Here is a 16,171-nt window from a genome sequence, read left to right on the forward strand (position 1 = left end):
ACAACGCCCTGCACCGAAACAGCGTAGTTCCCGCCCCCGAATATCGGGTGATTATCTGATATCCTGCATCGGGCCATCACCATAGGCTTGGCTATCCCGTGCTGGGCGCGGTCGAGAGGAGGCAAGCCATGTCAAACTATGACCAGGATACAGTCACCTCCGGTGCGATTAGCAGCGATGCCATCGCGGTCGATGTCGGCCTCCGCAACTACATGCTGCGCATCTACAACTACATGGCCGCAGGTGTCGGCCTCACTGCTCTTGTCGCCTGGCTGACTTATCAGCTCACCGGCCCGGCATTACTGCAGAATCCGCTGATGTGGATCTTCATCCTGGCGCCGCTGGCCCTGGTGTTCTTCATCAGTTCACGCATCCATACGCTATCGGCGACAACGGCACGTTGGTTGTTCTTTGTCTATGCAGCCCTGGTCGGCGTGTCGCTCTCGACCTTGCTCCACATCTACACAAGTTCCTCGATCACACGCGTGTTCTTCATCGCCGCCGCAACGTTCGGAGCGCTCAGCATCCTTGGGTACACCACCAGGCGCGACCTGTCCGGACTGGGCACCTTCCTGTTCATGGGCTTGATTGGCGTCATCATCGCAAGCGTGGTCAACCTGTTCCTGCGCTCGACCGGACTTGACTGGCTGATCTCGATCGTGGGCGTCGGCATCTTTGCCGGCCTGACTGCCTATGATACGCAGCGCATCAAGGCGATGTACGACTCTGGGGACGATGAAACTTCCGCAGGCCGCAAGTCGGTACTTGCCGCGTTGTCGCTCTACCTCAATTTCATCAACCTGTTCATGATGATGCTGCGCCTTGCGGGCACTCGGCGTTAAAGCGTTTCTCCAGAGCTTCGGCTCTGATTCAATCAGAACCGCAAGATGCACGAGACGCGAAGGCGATATGCGGTTAGTGCCAATCACGAATGGCAGCGCCTCATTCGCCGCCGTCCCACTCGCGACTGGTGCAGCGCAAGAATTCGCAAGTTCCAATCCAAAGATTGCTCCACGTCAATGGCGCTTTGCTACCTGACGGTGTATGGTGCGGACTGGGTATCCGATCGGGTCAGGGAGATTGGTCGAGGCAAGGGCGGCTCTCAGCATCGAGAGCCGCGTGGAAGGCGAATGCGTACCGTGAAGCAACATAATGCTCCTACGTGCGGATCGGATCGAACCAATGCACAGGGATGGCCAGGCATTGGCGCAGCAAGCGCGAGCGATCGGCTGTACTGGAAACTAGCCTCCGACCTTCTCTTTGTGGTGCGCCCTTCATGTGAAGGGCGCTTTGTTTATGAAGATATAAACCCGGCGTTCGAATCTCTTGTTGGGATCGCGTCGGAAGACATCCGGGGGATGGCCGTTTGCGACTGCATGGGGAAGCAGGATGCCAGGTCCGTTCACGAGGCGCTTGATGCTTGTCGCGCCGGAGGTGCCGAGGTTCGGATCCGGCATCGGCTCGCGCTCGGGGGATCCCCACGAACTGTCGAGACAATCGTTGCCCCAATCTGCGGTCCCATGACCGGCTGCATTGCCACCTTTATCGGTAGCCATCGGATCATGGACGGAGCGTCCTCCCACGACCTTGCAGCCATCTCGGACGGTCGTGCAAGCATGGGCGCCACGCTGGTTTCCATTCAGGAAGACATGCAGCAGCGCATTGCCTCCGACCTCCACGATTCGACCTGCCAGCATTTGATCGCCGCAAGCCTCGGGCTCATGCGGATGCGGAACAGCTTGAGTGAGCCGACCAATGCCGAGCGGCTTTGCGACGATATCGATGCGTCGATCGATCAGGCAATCAAGGAAATTCGGGCCTTTGCCTACCTGCTGCACCCGCAAAATCTGACGGTTGCCGGGCTGAAGGCAGCAATCGAGAGATATGCGGAAGGGTTCGCGGCGCGCACATCGTTGAGAGTCGATGCCAGCATCTCGCCCGAGATCGATCGCGTACCTTACGACACGCAGCGCTCCCTGCTGCGGGTGGTCCAGGAGGCGCTGACGAATGTCTTTCGTCATGCAAGAGCAACGAGAGTCGAGATCGCGATCGAGACGACCGATGACCATTTCCGGCTGAGGGTCAGCGATAATGGGCGCGGCATGCCGCTCGACCAGGCACTCGGCGGCGCGATGGCAGGGCCGCCCGGCGTCGGAATTCCCGCAATGAAGGTGAGACTGCAGCAGATCGGAGGTACCCTCGAAATCCGCTCCGAGCCGGGACCGGGGCAGCCCGGCACGACATTATCCGCGGTGTTCCCGCGCGGTCCGGCGACCGAAAAATCGCCGCCGGCCAAGGGCCGCCCCCGCCATCATGGTCCGCGCAAACGGGTTCACTGATCGTACAGCCGAACTCGCGTCACTGGTGCCGGTCGAGCCTGCGACGCAACACGAGTGGGAGCTAACCCGCCATGAAGCGCTTTCTTATCGCCGACGATCATGAAGCGGTGCGGTCGGGACTACGCGCGGTTCTGGAGCAACGTGCCGACTGGGAAGTCGTTGCTGAGGCGAACGACGGCAGCAAGGCCCTTGCCGAGGCGATCGCAAACCAACCCCATGTCGCAATCGTCGATTTCTCCATGCCGCGCATGACGGGAGTGGAGGTCGCGCGGCGGATCAGGGAGTATCGCCTGCCAACCGAAGTATTGATCTTCACGGTCCACAATTCCAGCCTGCTGGCCCAGGAGGCATTCGAGGCAGGCGCCCGGGCATTCGTATTGAAATCGGATGCCAACAGGCTGTTGTTGGCGGCGGTTGAGTCGCTTCTGGCGCATAAACCATTTTGCACCGAGAGCTGTTCGCCTGAATCGAACGAGGTCTCGACCGGAGATCGGGACAGGCTCTCGCCGCGGGAGCGATTGGTCGTCAAGCTGATTGCGGAGGGCTACAGCAACAAAGGCATTGGCGCCATCCTGAACCTCAGCGTCAAAACCGCCGAAGCGCACCGGGCGGCCGCGATGCGCAAGCTGGATATCCACTCGACGGCGGATCTGGTCCGCTACGCGGTTCGCGCCCGCCTGCTGGAAGCATGACACGCCAAAGCATGATCCGGCGCTTGATGTTCCGGCTTGTTCTGCCATGAGCCCGGGAGGCTAAGCTGACCTCAGTATATTTCCCGCGAAATCCGAGGGTTTTGCGGGATAACTGCCGGAAAGCCAATCGGTATGATTCTGACCTCGCTGTCGGCTATCGCTATCGACCGTTCCAGCGCAAGGGAACGACGCCATGAAACGCATCCTGATTGCGGATGATCATGAAGTCGTACGTTCCGGGCTTCGCGCGATCGTTGAAACGCGCTCCAATTGGATTGTAACTGCAGAAGCTCCCGACGGTGAGCAGGCGATCGCATTGGCGTTGGAAACGAGACCGGACGTCATCATCGCCGACTATTCCATGCCCCTCGTAAACGGACTGGAAGTCAGCCGCCGCATCAAGACGCTTCGTCTGCGTTCGGAAGTGTTGATCCTCACCATGCATGAAAGTGAGGAGATTTTGACCGAGGCTCTTCTGACCGGGGTACGTGGCTTCCTGCTCAAATCGGACGCCAGGAAGCATCTCATTTCAGCAATCGAAGCTCTGCTCGACGGCCGACCTTACTTTACCAGCGTCGTGTTGGAGAAATTGCTGACCGACTACCAGCTCAACAAACAGAACAAGTCCAGTGCGCTCCTCACATCGCGGGAGCAGAACGTCGTGCAGTTGATTGCAGAGGGGCATACCAACAAGGCCATCAGTTCCATCTTGAAGCTTAGCGTGAAGACTGTCGAAACCCATCGGGCGTCCGCCATGCGCAAGCTTGGCATGTCATCCACAGCCGAGCTGGTTCGCTATGCGATTCGCAAGAAGCTGGTTGCGCCCTGAGGCGCAGACAATTCGAGCGGCAGTCGTCGCGCCGGGTTACGCAGCGAGTATTGGATCATTGGCTGGAGTTCACACGGCCCCGCCGGTGATATCGCCCGAATGCCACGCGCGGATTGACGGCGCATATGGCCCCTCGCCCCGACGCCGCGGCCATACATGCCGCCCGCGTGCGGAAGGAGCAATCTCCCGGAATCCCAGTGGTTCGAGATTGCAGGCAATAGGGATAGTCCCGTGCCGTAGCGGGACCAGCTTCGGCAATCCAGATCAAGCCGGCCGCAGATAAGAGTGCCATCAGGTAGCGCATGAGATCACCTCGCTCATTGAGGATATCTCCATAGTGCCGAAGGAGGACGCGCCTGAAAATACATGATTCCCCGGGGGCGAGCTTGACAAGATTCCCTAGAGCGCGCCGATCACGATCGCGCCACCGAATTCTGAAGCCACGACGCGGGTGTCGAGAACAGGCATTACGGGTCCAGACCTTCCGTAGGATGGGTGGAGTCCCATGCTTTTCAAAGATCTCGATGGCAGCGAAGCTGTCACCAACTCGATCAGCGCAGATTCACGCCCCTCGTGCATCGCGGATTGCCTGGGCGACTTTCGTCGCCTGCGACACCCGTCCGATTCGCGCGCCCGTGACGATCTTTTTTCGGCGCGTGCTCAAGCGCGGCACCATGCCTTCGTTGGCGGTCGATCCGGCGGAGGGATAGGGAATGAAGTCCGCGGCCCGACGCAGCGCGAGAGCCTTTCGAGCCGCTTCGACATTGGCGGTGCGAGCTGCCAAATTGTGAAGACGCCTGAGCTCGCTGTTCACCCGCTTCAGTGCCGCGGCAAAGACCTGCTTGCGTTGTGATGGACGATCGGCAGTTCCGGGGAAGTTCGCGCCGCGAGGCTGGCCTTTCCCGCGCGTCTCTCGCCGCTTTTGTCGGCCGAGCGTTCGCTCCTTGTCGCGCATCTTGCGCAAGCGGGATCGCATGTCCGCAAGATCAGCCGGCTCGACGTCATAGATGGCGGGATGATGCGTGAGGCGGATCGTCTCGTATTCGTCGTGACTGAGGAGGCTGCGTTCGAGTTTGCATGGGACCGACATTTCCTGTTCCTCCGTTGAATCTGTCGATGCTCACATGAACGGTATCATCCAAGTTTAGCGACGCGTGTGGGTGGCATGTGATGCTCGCATAAGGCTGTAGGATTTGCCATCTGCCGTCCCTTCGCCTGTCAGCAACTTTCTGTGTTCGTCATTCAGGTCGCCGCTATCAGCGATCCGCAAAAATGCTGTTGGGTTCTGATCGTTATCGATTTGAGTTTTGCTCCGCCTTGTGCTTCTTTGCACGCGTCATCGGTGCCCTTTGTAGGGTGAAACGGGAACGCGGTGCGGGAATCTTCCCCAATGCCGCGGCTGCCCCCGCAACTGTAAGCGGACTATTTGCGATCCGGATGCCACTGGGCCTGCCAAGCAGGTTTGGGAAGGCGGATCGCGAGACGACCGCAAGCCAGGAGACCGGCCGTTGACGGGTATCAACTCGTTCGACGGTGGGTCGGCGGAAGGGCATTAATGAACTTGCGGCGTTTTCTTGCCGGGTGTGCGGCCGTTGCTGCGTGCGGTCACACTGGCGCCATGGCCCAATCGGGTCCCGAACAGCTTCCTGCTGTTGTCATCAATCCGGAGGTCCGGTCCAAGCCGGCCCCGAGGAATAGGCAAAGGTCTTCAACGACCCATCCTGCGCGCCCGGCGCCCGGTAACGAGGCGCCGGCCGCGACTCCCGAAGTGGTCGTGACTCCCGACCGTACACTGGAGCCGGCGAGCCGGACCGGAAGCTCGGTCAGCGTGGTCACGCACGAAATGCTCGCGACCAGCAATCCGACCTCGCTCGTCGATGCGCTGCGGACCGTGCCGGGACTCGATATCACCGAAAGCGGCGGACCAGGCGCGACGACCAATGTGCGCTTGCGCGGCGCCAATACCGGCCAGGCGCTGGTCATGATCGATGGCATCAGGGTCAACGATCCGACCGCCGCCAGCGGCGACTTCGATTTCGCGATGTTCGCCCCGGGCGCGATCCAGCGGATCGAGGTGCTGAAAGGACCGCAGAGCGCGCTCTACGGATCTGACGCGATCGGCGGCGTCGTCAACATCATCACCAAGAAGGGCACCGGTCCGGCACAACTCGACGTCAGCACCGAGGGCGGAAGCTACGGCACGGCGAGCACCAGCGCAGCGCTGACCGGAACCTCTGGGCCGTGGTCCTACGCGTTCACGGGAAGCGGGCAGCACAGCAACGGCTTTTCACGCTACGGCTATCGCATCCCCGCGCTCGAAGCCAAGTATGGCCCGCTCGAGCGCGATGGCTTCGACCGCGTCGGCGGTTCGGCACGCGTCGGCTACGATTCCGGCGAAGGCGTACGCCTGGAGACGGGCATGCTGGCCTCATTCACGCGGTCCGCCTATGATCAGGCCTCCGGAACGTTCCCGGACACGCCGTCGAGCGCGACGCGCCTGCTCGAACAGGTCTGGGGACGTGCGTCGTTCGACACGTTCGGCGGCATTCTCACCCATAGCGTGAGCGCATTTGAGACGCATATCGACCGCTCGTTCGACGACGTCACCTACAAGATCAACAAGCTGCCGCAGAACACGACATCCATCCTCTCCAATTTCGTCGGCGACAGCACGGGCCTGGAATATCAGGGCAACCTGAAGGTCGGCCCGCTGGGATCGCTCATCGTCGGATCCCGTGTGCAGCATGAAACGGCGAGCACCTCCACCACCAACCTATTGCCGATTCCTGGAGCGTCGACGCCACAGCTCGCAGGCACGCAAGACACCAATTCAGTGTTTGCGCTCTGGCAACTGCCGATCGGCGAGCGGCTCAACATCACGATGGGCGGCCGGGTTGACGACGTCGTCGATGTGGCACGGTTCGAGACATGGCGAACCACCGCGGCTTACACGATCGCCGAGACCGGCACCAAGCTGCATGCGAGCGCCGGGACAGGCGCCAAGGCCCCGACGCTCTATCAGCTCTATGCGCCGACCTATGGCAATTCCGCGCTCAGTCCCGAGGAGAGCTTCGGCTACGATGCCGGCATCGACCAAAGCCTGTTCGGAGGCCGCGTTGTGGTTTCGCTGACAGGCTTCGGCAACAGGTTCAGCAACCTGATCGACTTTGTGACCGATCCGGCGCACCCGCTCGGGCACTACGTCAACGTCTCGCGTGCCGAAACCGACGGACTGGAACTAGGGGTCAACGTCGATATCCTGCCGGGCTACCTGAAATTCAACGCCGCCTATACCTATCTGCAGGCTAAGGATCTCTCGACCGGCCTGACGCTGGCGCGCCGGCCGGAAAACCTGGCGAGATTCTCGTTCCCGATCACACCGATCGAGGGCTGGCTGATCGAGCCACGCGTGCTCGCGGTATCCACGCGCTACAGCGGTTCAAACGAGACGCTACCACTCGCCCCTTACGTCCGCGTCGACCTCTACACCGAATACAAGATCGATGAGACCTGGAAGGTGTACTTGCGCGGCGAGAACATTTTCAATGAGCACTATCAGGAAGTGTACAACTATGGCACGACCGGACCTGCGGCTTACGCCGGGTTCAGTGCCCACTGGTGAAGCGGATGTGATGATGCGCGCGCGGGGTGCGCTATTTGACCGAACCAAGCGCGCTGGCCAGGCGATCGAGACCATCGTCCGACGCAAGGCCAAATCGCAGCCATTCGCGTGCGCCGTTAAAGCTCCGGCACCAGATGTGGCGTCGGGCCAATTCGGTGTGCAACGTCGGGGCATCGGGATGGGAGGCAAGGCGAAAGAGCGTCGTCCCTCGGACGAACTGAAGGCCCGCCGCTGTCAGGACCTGATCCAGCTTGCTCGACTGCCGAGCGAGCTTCGCACGCATCGCATCAGCCCAGGATCGATCCCGCAGAGCGGCCGTGCCCACGCAAAGCGCCGGCCCGGAGACCGACCATGGACCCAGCGCCGCGGAGATACGTTCGACGATGTCGCGTCGGCCGATCACGAAGCCAAGGCGAAGTCCGGCGAGCCCATAGAATTTGCCGAAGGAGCGCAGTACGAGAATGGGGAGATCGGCGCTCATCGCGGCAGCACTGATGCCGGGATCGACATCGGCAAAGGCCTCATCGATAACCAGCCAGCCTCCGCGACGATCGAGCCGTTCGGCAACCTGCCGAAGCGCCCTGCGGTCCGCGATACGTCCATCCGGATTGTTGGGGTTGACGACGACAGCGTGAATGGCGCGGTCAGGCAGCGCGGAGAGATCATTCAATGCAATAATCTCTCGGCCTCCGCTGCTCCACGCAGCCGAATGCTCGCCATAGGTCGGAGTGACGATCGCGACCGCTCCGGGCCCGGCGAGATGCGGAATCCATTGAATGAGGGTCTGCGTGCCGGCGGCGGCTGCGATGCCTGCATCGTCGGGTACGCCGTAAGCTTCGCGTGCGGCGGCGAGGAGGTCCTGTTCGTCGGCCCGCGATGGCAGGCGCGTCCACGCACTGCCTGGAAGGGAATCCGGAATCGTCCACGGCCAGGGATTGATTCCGGTCGACAGGTCGAGCCAGTCCGCAGGCTCGCCGCCGTGGTGCGCAATAGCTTCCGTCAGATCACCGCCGTGCTTCATAATCGCTTCATGCCATCAATCGCGCTCCTGCGCGAGACCCTTGTTGGCCTAACGCGGCCGGCGATCGGCGCAACGTTCTTGTTACTCGCAGCACTGTTCGGAGCACATGCAGCCCATGCAGCCGATCTGCCACGCATCGCTTCCATCAATGTGTGCACGGACCAACTGCTGCTGGCGCTGGCCGATCCGGGCCAAATTCTCGGCCTCAGTCCCTATTCGCGTGACCCCGCCCGCTCCTGGAACGCGGAAAAGGCCGCAGCCTACCCTCGATTATCGGGCGAAGCAGAAGATGTGCTGGTCCTGCAACCGGACGCCGTGGTCGCCGGCAAGTTCACCAAGCGTGCAACACGGGAGTTGCTGAAGGACAAGGGCGTCCGCGTGATCGAATTCGACGCTGCGCGTTCGCTGGAGGACGTGAAGAGCCAGATCCGGCAAATGGGCGAACTCCTGCATCAGACCGATCGCGCCGCATCCGAAATACGGCGGCTCGATACCGCAATCCAGCACGCGACGGAGGCGGTATCGCGGCGATCCTATCGCGTGCTGGCTGTGTCGCGGCGCGGCTGGGTCTCGGGTGGCGGCGGCTTGATCAATTCCATGCTGGCCACGATCGGCCTCAAGAACGCGGCGAGTGATCTCGGCTACAAGCTTGGAGGCTTTGCGTCGCTGGAGGCGATCGTGAAACTGCGGCCCGATCTGCTCCTTGTATCTGACGGCGGCGACTTCGCGGAAGACGAAGGCGAGGCATTCCTGCTGCATCCTGCATTGGAGCGCTTCTATCCATCGTCGAAACGCCTGGTGATCCCCGAGAAACTGACGGTCTGTGGCGGGCCGATGCTTTCGGAGGCGCTGGGACGCCTCGTCTCCGAACTAAGCCGCGTGGCGCGATGACATGCTGGCGGGAAGCGAGACGATCCTGATCGTTGTGCTGGCGATCGCATTCGACGCGCTTATTGGCGATCCGGATTTGCTGTGGCGGCGTCTCCCTCATCCGGTGACGCTGATGGGCTCGGCGATCCACCAACTCGATCGCGCGCTGAACCGCGAGCAATGGTCGGCCACACAGCGCAGGGCCGCGGGATGCCTGACCACGGGCCTGCTGGTCGCGATCTGCGGCGGCCTTGGCCTGCTGCTGGAAGCCACGCTCGGGTGGACGCTGCTCGGGCAAGCAGCCCAAGGGCTTGTGGCCTCCATCCTGATCGCGCAGCGGAGCCTCTATCAACATGTCAACAGGGTCGCCTCCGGCTTCACCGGCGGCGGACTTGCCGAGGCAAGGCGCGCGGTGTCCATGATCGTCGGCCGCGATCCCGAACAGCTCGACACCAGCGGCGTCTCGCGCGCGGCGATCGAATCCTGCGCAGAGAATTTTTCCGACGGCGTCGTCGCGCCGCTGTTCTGGCTGGCGCTGCTCGGGTTGCCGGGATTGTTCGTCTACAAGGTCGTCAACACCGCGGATTCGATGATCGGCCATCGCAGTTCACGGTACGAATCCTTTGGCTGGGCGGCGGCGCGGCTTGACGATCTGCTCAACCTCGTCCCAGCAAGACTGGCTGCGGTACTGATCGCACTCGCTGCGCCGATTGCAGGTGGCTCCGTCGCGCAGGCATTCAAAGTCATGTGGCGCGACGCTTCAAAGCACAGATCGCCGAATGCGGGCTGGCCGGAAAGCGCCATGGCAGGCGCGCTCGGTCTCGCCCTGGCCGGGCCTCGCCGCTATGGCGACCGCCTCGTCGATGACCCCTTCCTCAACGCCGGCGCCCGGATGAATGCCGGTTCTGCCGATATCCGCCGCGCACTCAAGCTGCTGATGGCCGCCTGCTCGCTCGAAGCAGTCATCTATGCCGCGCTGGCGTTGGTGGTTTGACGGCTCCGCGCGATCTCGAGCATGCGATCGATGTCGAGATGCGCTTCCAGATGGTCGGCCAACGCATCGAGCGCCGATTCGATCCGAGCTTCATAAGCGACAGACGACGCAATGCCGAGATTGGCGAGCCACGCCTTTCGAAAGCTGTCATTGACGAACAGCCCGTGCAGATACGTCCCCTGCACGCGACCATCGGCTGAGCAGGCCCCATCGGGACGACTGTCGATCATGACCACCGGGCGCTCGCAATCTGCACCGCTGGTGCGGCCGAGATGGATCTCGTAGCCCTCGACCGGGCTGCCTGTGGCGCAATAAACGCCCCGCACAAGCGTCGTCGATTTATGGGCATCCATCGTCGTGGCGATATCGAGCAGCCCGAGTCCCTCGACCGTGCCCGCCGGGCCATCGATGCCAACGGGATCAGCGATCGTCCGGCCAAGCATCTGGTAGCCGCCGCACAGCCCGAGCACCTGACCGCCGCGCCGAACATGCGCCTTGATGTCGATATCCCAGCCTTGCGCGCGCAGGAAGGCGAGATCGCCGATCGTCGATTTGCTGCCGGGCAGGATCACGACATCGGCATTGGCCAGGATCGGTTCGCCCGGCCGCACGAATACCAGCCTGACACCGGGCTCCATGCCCAGCGGGTCCAGATCGTCGAAATTGGCGATGCGCGCGAGCACGGGAACGGCGATGACCCTCCGCGCGGATGACGTCTGCACACGATCGAGATCGACGGCGTCCTCGGCAGGCAGCCAGGCAGCCTCAGGCAGCCACGGCACCGCGCCGAGCGAGGGCCAACCGGTCATGCGCGTCACTGCTTCAAGTCCCTGGTCGAACAGCCTGGGATCGCCGCGGAATTTGTTGATCAGAAAGCCATGAATGCGCGCGCGCTCCTCGGCTTCCAGCACGAGATGCGTCCCCACGAGGCTGGCGATGACACCGCCGCGATCGATGTCGCCGAGCAGCACCACGGGTACGTCGGCTGCCGTGGCGAAACCCATGTTGGCGATATCGCCGGCGCGCAGATTGATCTCGGCCGGACTGCCCGCGCCTTCGACCAGCACGATGTCCGCCGCCCGGGCGAGATGTGCGAAACTGTCGAGCACAGCGGGCATCAGCGCCGCCTTCTTTCCGAGATAATCGGCCGCCCGAAGCGTGCTGCGTCGCTGGCCCTGCACGATCACCTGCGCACCGGTGTCGGTCTCGGGCTTTAAGAGCACCGGGTTCATATGGACGCTTGGTGCCATCCGCGCGGCGCGGGCCTGCACCGCCTGCGCGCGGCCGATCTCGCCGCCATCGACCGCCACCGCCGCATTGTTCGACATGTTCTGCGGCTTGAACGGCGCGACCGTGAGGCCGCGCCTCACCAGCGCGCGCGCCAGGCCCGCGACAACAGTCGACTTCCCGGCGTTCGAGCCGGTGGCCTGGATCATCAGCGCCGGCGTCGGCCGCGCCATCAGAATTCTATCCCTTTCTGACCCTTCACCCCAGATCGGAACGGATGCTTGACCAGCGTCATCTCGGTGACCAGATCGGCCATCTCGATCAGCGAAGCGTGCGCGTTGCGTCCGGTGATGACGACGTGCTTGTCCGCCGGCTTCTCGTCACGGAGAAAGGCAAGAATCTCGTCGATCGGAAGGTAGTCGTAACGGAGGACAATATTGAGTTCATCCAAGAGCACCATGCGATGGCGGTCGTCGCGGATCAGTTCCTTGGCGCGCTCCCAACCCTTCCGGGCGGCTGCAATGTCGCGCTCGCGATCCTGCGTTTCCCAAGTGAACCCTTCGCCCATCACATGCAATGTCACGAGCTCCGGAAACCTGGCCAATACCCGCGCTTCTCCGGTATCCCACTTCGGCGACTTGGTGAATTGCACGACAGCAACAGGATAGCCGTGACCGATATGCCGAAACACCATGCCGAGCGCGGCCGATGTCTTACCCTTGCCGGTTCCGGTATGGACGATCAAGAGCCCCTTTTCGCCGGTCTTGGTCGCCATGATCTTGTCGCGCGCGGCCTTGTGCTTCCGGGCCTTCTCGCGATGGCGGGCATTCTCATCGTCGGCTTCGTGCGATGGATTCATCATGCGATTTCTCTCTTTGCTTCGTGCAGGCTTTCGGCGATCAGATCCCCGGCGCGATTGGAGCGTGGTGTCCACAATCCGCGCCTGATGGCTTCCGCGAACCGGGCAGCCATCTCGCGGAGCGCGGCCGGGTTGGACTGCTCGATGAAATCTCGCACCCGGTCGTCCTCGAGATAGGCTGCGAACAATTGATCGAAGTGATGATTTGAGACCGCGTCGGTCGAGGCGGCAAAACCGAACAGGTAATCAACGGTCGCGGCCATCTCGAACGCGCCTTTGTAGCCGTGTCGCATGACGCCGGCGATCCATTTCGGGTTAGCGGCGCGGCCCCGCACCACGCGCGATATCTCATGCGCCAGCGGTCGCACCGCCGGCATCTCCGGCCGCGACGTATCGATATGCGCGATGCGCGGTGCCTGCCCGCGCAATGTCGATACTGTTGCAGCCAGTCCGCCCATGAACTGATAGTAGTCGTCGGAGTCCAGGATATCGTGCTCGCGGTTGTCCTGGGCCTGCGCGATCAGGTCGACGTCGGCCAGCCGCGCGACGAGATCGTCGCGGGCCGCGTTCCCCTCAGCCCCCGCGCCATAGGAATAGCCGCCCCAATCCAGATAGACGTCGGCCAGATCGGCGCGATCGTTCCAGCCGCCTTCGTCGATGAAGGCTTGCAGCCCCGCGCCATAAGCGCCGGGCTTTGAGCCGAACACGCGATGAGCGGCGCGTCGCTCAGCGATGTCGCGGCTGATGCCGCTTGCCTCCAGCGCCTGCCGCCGTCGGCGAACATTCGCCGCGATGGGATTGGCGTCATCAGGTTCGTCGAGTGCCGCGATCGCCGCAACTGCGCTCGCGATGATGTCCATCTGGGTCGGGAACGCATCCCGAAACAGGCCTGACACACGGAACGTGACATCGATGCGCGGACGCTTCAGTTCAGACAGGGACGTGATCGCAAAGCCGGTCACCCGTCCGGAGGTCTCCTCCCACGTTGGCCGAACGCCGATCAAGGCGAGCGCCTGCGCAACGTCATCGCCGCCGGTGCGCATGTTGGCGGTCCCCCAGGCTGACAGCGCAATCGTCCGCGGCCATTCGCCGGTTTCCTGCCAGAAGGATTCGACGAGCCGTTCGGCCGCCGATTGCCCGATCCGCCATGCCGAGGGCGTTGGCACCGCGCGCACGTCGACAGCGAAGAAGTTGCGGCCCGTCGGCAGCACATCGGCCCTGCCGCGCGTCGGCGCGCCCGAGGCACCGGGAGGCACGAAGCGACCGTCAAGGCCGCGCAGCAACGCCATCATCTCCCGCGGCGGGCTCGCGTCGATGGCCGGCCGCAATCTCGTCTCGACCCAATTCAGCGCTGCTTCTGTGCGTACCCATGATGGGTCTGGCTTCATCTCACCCAAGACCAGCCGCAACGCCAGTTCTTCGATCCGCTCGACTGTGTCGCCCGTCGTCCGCCACAAGCCCGAGCCGAGCCCGGCCAGGACCGCCGGCCGTGGCCCTCTGAATGTGCCAGCGAGGTCGCGGGTCAACGGGTCGAAATCGACAAGGCCGAGATCGAGAGCCAGCGAGCGATGCAGCGAGGCGTCTTCAGCCTTGCGGTCCGAGCGTGGCACGCGCGCGATCGACACGAGCAGATCGGCGCATTGTCTCGAATCGGGCGCGCGCCCGAACACGTGGAGTCCGTCGCGGATCTGCATTTCCTTGATGTCGCACAAATGCGCATCGAGAGCGCGCAGCGCCTCGCCGACTGGCATGTCGCGCGTCAGGTTGACGTCTGCATCGAGCTGCTTGGCCCGCGCCGTCGAAAGAATGTCCTCGGCGATCACAGCCGCGCGCTTCGGATCGAGGTCGGTCGCAACCGAATATTCGTCCACCATCGATTCCAGCCGCGCCAGATCGTCATGCAATCCGGCGCGGGTCACCGGCGGCGTCAGATGATCGATTATAACTGCGGATGTCCGGCGCTTGGCCTGGATGCCCTCGCCGGGATCGTTCACGATGAATGGATACAGATGCGGCAACGGGCCGAGCACCGCGCCCGGCAGGCAATCGGCGGAAAGCCCGGTGCTCTTGCCCGGCAGCCATTCCAGATTGCCATGCTTGCCGAGATGCACGATCGCGTGGGCATCGAACACGCGGCGCAGCCAAAGATAGAATGCCAGATAGTGATGAGGCGGAACGAGGTCCGGATCGTGATAGGAGCTCTTGGGATCGATGTTGTAACCTCGCGCCGGCTGTACGCCGACGACGACGTTACCGAAGCGATGCAGGCCGAGACGAAACACGCCATTGGCGACATGCGGATCATGGACGGGATCATTCCAACGCTCCGTGACCGCACGCTGAACATTGGGAGAGAGTGCACTAAATGCCGCGCCGTATTCCGCAAGCGGCCATGATGCGCCACCACGCCGCAAGCCGCGGTCTCCGAGCGCATTGGTCGGACCTTCCTGCAACAACCGCATCATGTCGGCCGCATCATCGGGTGCGCCGGAAATCTCGTACCCCTCGTTCCTCATCGCAGCGAGGACTCCGATCAGGCTTTGCGGCGTATCCAGACCGACGCCATTGGCAAGACGGCCGTCGCGGTTGGGATAATTGGCGAGGACAATGGCGACCCGTCGCTGGCTCGCGGGCGTACGGCGTAGCCGCACCCACGCAGCGGCAAGATCGGCCGTCGCCGCCACGCGATCTTCGACCGGCCGAAAGGCCGTCGGCGTGAAGGAGCCAATGCTCTGGCCGGCTTCCTTGAATGCGATGGCATTGGCGAAGATGCGCCCATCGACCTCCGGCAGGACCACATGCATAGCAAGGTCGCGCGGATTGAGGCCGCGGGTCGAGCTTTCCCAGCTCTTGTGGGACATGCCAGCCTGAGCGACCTGCAGCACGGGACAATCGGTCTCGGACAATATCCCCGCATTCTCGCGCGCGGTCGCCGTCGCAAAGGCTGTTGCGTTCACGATGATGTCAGGTGGGTGCGCGGCGAGCGCCGTGCGCAGGAACGCGATCGAACGCTCGTCCTTGAGGCTCGTGACATAGAGCCCGACTGCATTGAGATCGCGCGCCCCCAGCGCCGAGCACAGCGCATTGATCGCAGCGGTATCGCCGCCCGCGACGAGGGCGCGGTAGAAGATCACGACAGCGTTGGGCCGTTGGTCCGTGGCAGGTTCGCCGTTCCAGAAGCCGGCGGCCGGCATTGGCCGCGCCGAGGGCGGCCTGCTGCCGTAGCCGATCAGATTCGCAGCGAAGCAAAGCGCCAACTGCGCGTTGTCGATGCCGCCTTCGGTACAATAGCGCCACAGTTCATAGGTCTCGTCGGCGCCCAGCGTGCCGCGCGCAGCCAATGCGGCGTTCCAGTCGGTTTCTCCGGGAATGCAGGCGAACAACGTCCCGCGCTGGATCGCATCGCGCCGAAGGCTTTCGACACCGTGCGGCCAATAGCTTTCGCCGCCGAGCATCCGAAGAACGACGATCTTGGCTTCGCTGAGCGTACGTTCGACATAGAGATCGACAGAAGCGGGATGACCAAGAGCCAGCAGATTGGTCAGACGGACACTCGGGAAGTCCGCAGGCAATGCCGCATGCGCAGCGCCGAAGGCCGCGAGATCACTGTCCGCGGCGGACAATATCACGATGTCGGCGGTTTCCTGGCCGAGGTCGCGAGCGACATCTCCGTCGTCGATGCTGCCACCGCTGTCGAGTTTCAGATGCATTGATCGCC

General features: G+C 62.7%; 13 protein-coding genes and 1 riboswitch. Of the genes, 7 read left to right on the forward strand and 6 right to left on the reverse strand.

What is annotated here, in order from left to right; translation table 11 throughout:
• Window positions 1–128 precede the first annotated feature (128 nt).
• The 4 genes from ACZIRK_RS23220 (at window position 129) to ACZIRK_RS23235 (ending at window position 3,860) form a co-directional block, all read left to right on the forward strand.
• A complete protein-coding gene (locus ACZIRK_RS23220) occupies window positions 129–842 on the forward strand; it encodes a Bax inhibitor-1/YccA family protein (RefSeq protein ID WP_130222894.1) in 714 nt (237 codons plus the stop codon).
• A gap of 288 nt (window positions 843–1,130) precedes the next feature.
• Entirely contained in the window at window positions 1,131–2,339 is a 1,209-nt protein-coding gene (locus tag ACZIRK_RS23225; RefSeq protein WP_474418531.1) for a sensor histidine kinase, read from the forward strand.
• 71 nt (window positions 2,340–2,410) lie between these two features.
• The gene (locus tag ACZIRK_RS23230) at window positions 2,411–3,031 is read left to right on the forward strand and encodes a response regulator (RefSeq protein ID WP_130222898.1); all 621 of its coding nucleotides are present in this window, start codon (window positions 2,411–2,413) and stop codon (window positions 3,029–3,031) included.
• A 193-nt stretch (window positions 3,032–3,224) separates the two neighbouring features.
• A complete protein-coding gene (locus tag ACZIRK_RS23235) occupies window positions 3,225–3,860 on the forward strand; it encodes a response regulator transcription factor (RefSeq protein WP_130222900.1) in 636 nt (211 codons plus the stop codon).
• Between the two features lie 55 nt (window positions 3,861–3,915).
• Here the strand turns inward: ACZIRK_RS23235 and ACZIRK_RS23240 are convergent, their stop codons facing one another.
• Together ACZIRK_RS23240 and ACZIRK_RS23245 are read right to left on the reverse strand one after the other, a co-directional pair.
• The gene (locus ACZIRK_RS23240; RefSeq protein ID WP_130222902.1) at window positions 3,916–4,164 is read right to left on the reverse strand and encodes a DUF3551 domain-containing protein; all 249 of its coding nucleotides are present in this window, start codon (window positions 4,162–4,164) and stop codon (window positions 3,916–3,918) included.
• Between the two features lie 258 nt (window positions 4,165–4,422).
• Window positions 4,423–4,950 carry a hypothetical protein gene (locus ACZIRK_RS23245; RefSeq protein ID WP_130222904.1) on the reverse strand — a complete coding sequence of 176 codons (528 nt, stop codon included), beginning with the start codon at window positions 4,948–4,950 and terminating at the stop codon, window positions 4,423–4,425.
• A 233-nt stretch (window positions 4,951–5,183) separates the two neighbouring features.
• A riboswitch (cobalamin riboswitch) is annotated at window positions 5,184–5,384 on the forward strand.
• Window positions 5,385–5,634: 250 nt separating this feature from the next.
• On the opposite strand from ACZIRK_RS23245, the gene ACZIRK_RS23250 reads away from it, so the two are divergent.
• Window positions 5,635–7,482: a TonB-dependent receptor plug domain-containing protein gene (locus ACZIRK_RS23250; protein ID WP_463328158.1), complete on the forward strand. Its 1,848-nt coding sequence runs from the start codon at window positions 5,635–5,637 to the stop codon at window positions 7,480–7,482.
• 31 nt (window positions 7,483–7,513) lie between these two features.
• On the opposite strand, the gene cobD is transcribed toward ACZIRK_RS23250, so the two are convergent.
• A complete protein-coding gene (gene cobD / locus ACZIRK_RS23255) occupies window positions 7,514–8,503 on the reverse strand; it encodes a threonine-phosphate decarboxylase CobD (protein WP_130222908.1) in 990 nt (329 codons plus the stop codon).
• A gap of 9 nt (window positions 8,504–8,512) precedes the next feature.
• On the opposite strand from cobD, the gene ACZIRK_RS23260 reads away from it, so the two are divergent.
• The gene (locus tag ACZIRK_RS23260; protein ID WP_130222910.1) at window positions 8,513–9,394 is read left to right on the forward strand and encodes an ABC transporter substrate-binding protein; all 882 of its coding nucleotides are present in this window, start codon (window positions 8,513–8,515) and stop codon (window positions 9,392–9,394) included.
• A 1-nt stretch (window position 9,395) separates the two neighbouring features.
• Complete coding sequence (gene cbiB, locus ACZIRK_RS23265) at window positions 9,396–10,367, forward strand: adenosylcobinamide-phosphate synthase CbiB (protein WP_130222912.1); 972 nt, start codon at window positions 9,396–9,398, stop codon at window positions 10,365–10,367.
• On the opposite strand, the gene ACZIRK_RS23270 is transcribed toward cbiB, so the two are convergent.
• The 3 genes from ACZIRK_RS23270 to cobN are packed head-to-tail and all read right to left on the reverse strand — an operon-like array spanning window position 10,340 to window position 16,163.
• Window positions 10,340–11,827, reverse strand: coding sequence for a cobyric acid synthase (locus ACZIRK_RS23270; protein ID WP_463328159.1), 1,488 nt, complete (start codon window positions 11,825–11,827; stop codon window positions 10,340–10,342). The two genes, cbiB and ACZIRK_RS23270, sit on opposite strands and share 28 nt — an antisense overlap.
• On the reverse strand, window positions 11,827–12,456 hold the full coding sequence (cobO, locus tag ACZIRK_RS23275) for a cob(I)yrinic acid a,c-diamide adenosyltransferase (protein WP_130222916.1): 630 nt from the start codon (window positions 12,454–12,456) through the stop codon (window positions 11,827–11,829). Before cobO ends, ACZIRK_RS23270 begins: the two co-directional genes overlap by 1 nt.
• A complete protein-coding gene (cobN, locus tag ACZIRK_RS23280) occupies window positions 12,453–16,163 on the reverse strand; it encodes a cobaltochelatase subunit CobN (RefSeq protein ID WP_463328160.1) in 3,711 nt (1,236 codons plus the stop codon). The genes cobO and cobN overlap by 4 nt, the downstream gene beginning before the upstream one ends.
• Window positions 16,164–16,171: the final 8 nt, after the last annotated feature.

It is taken from the genome of Bradyrhizobium sp. Leo114 (assembly GCF_055229415.2).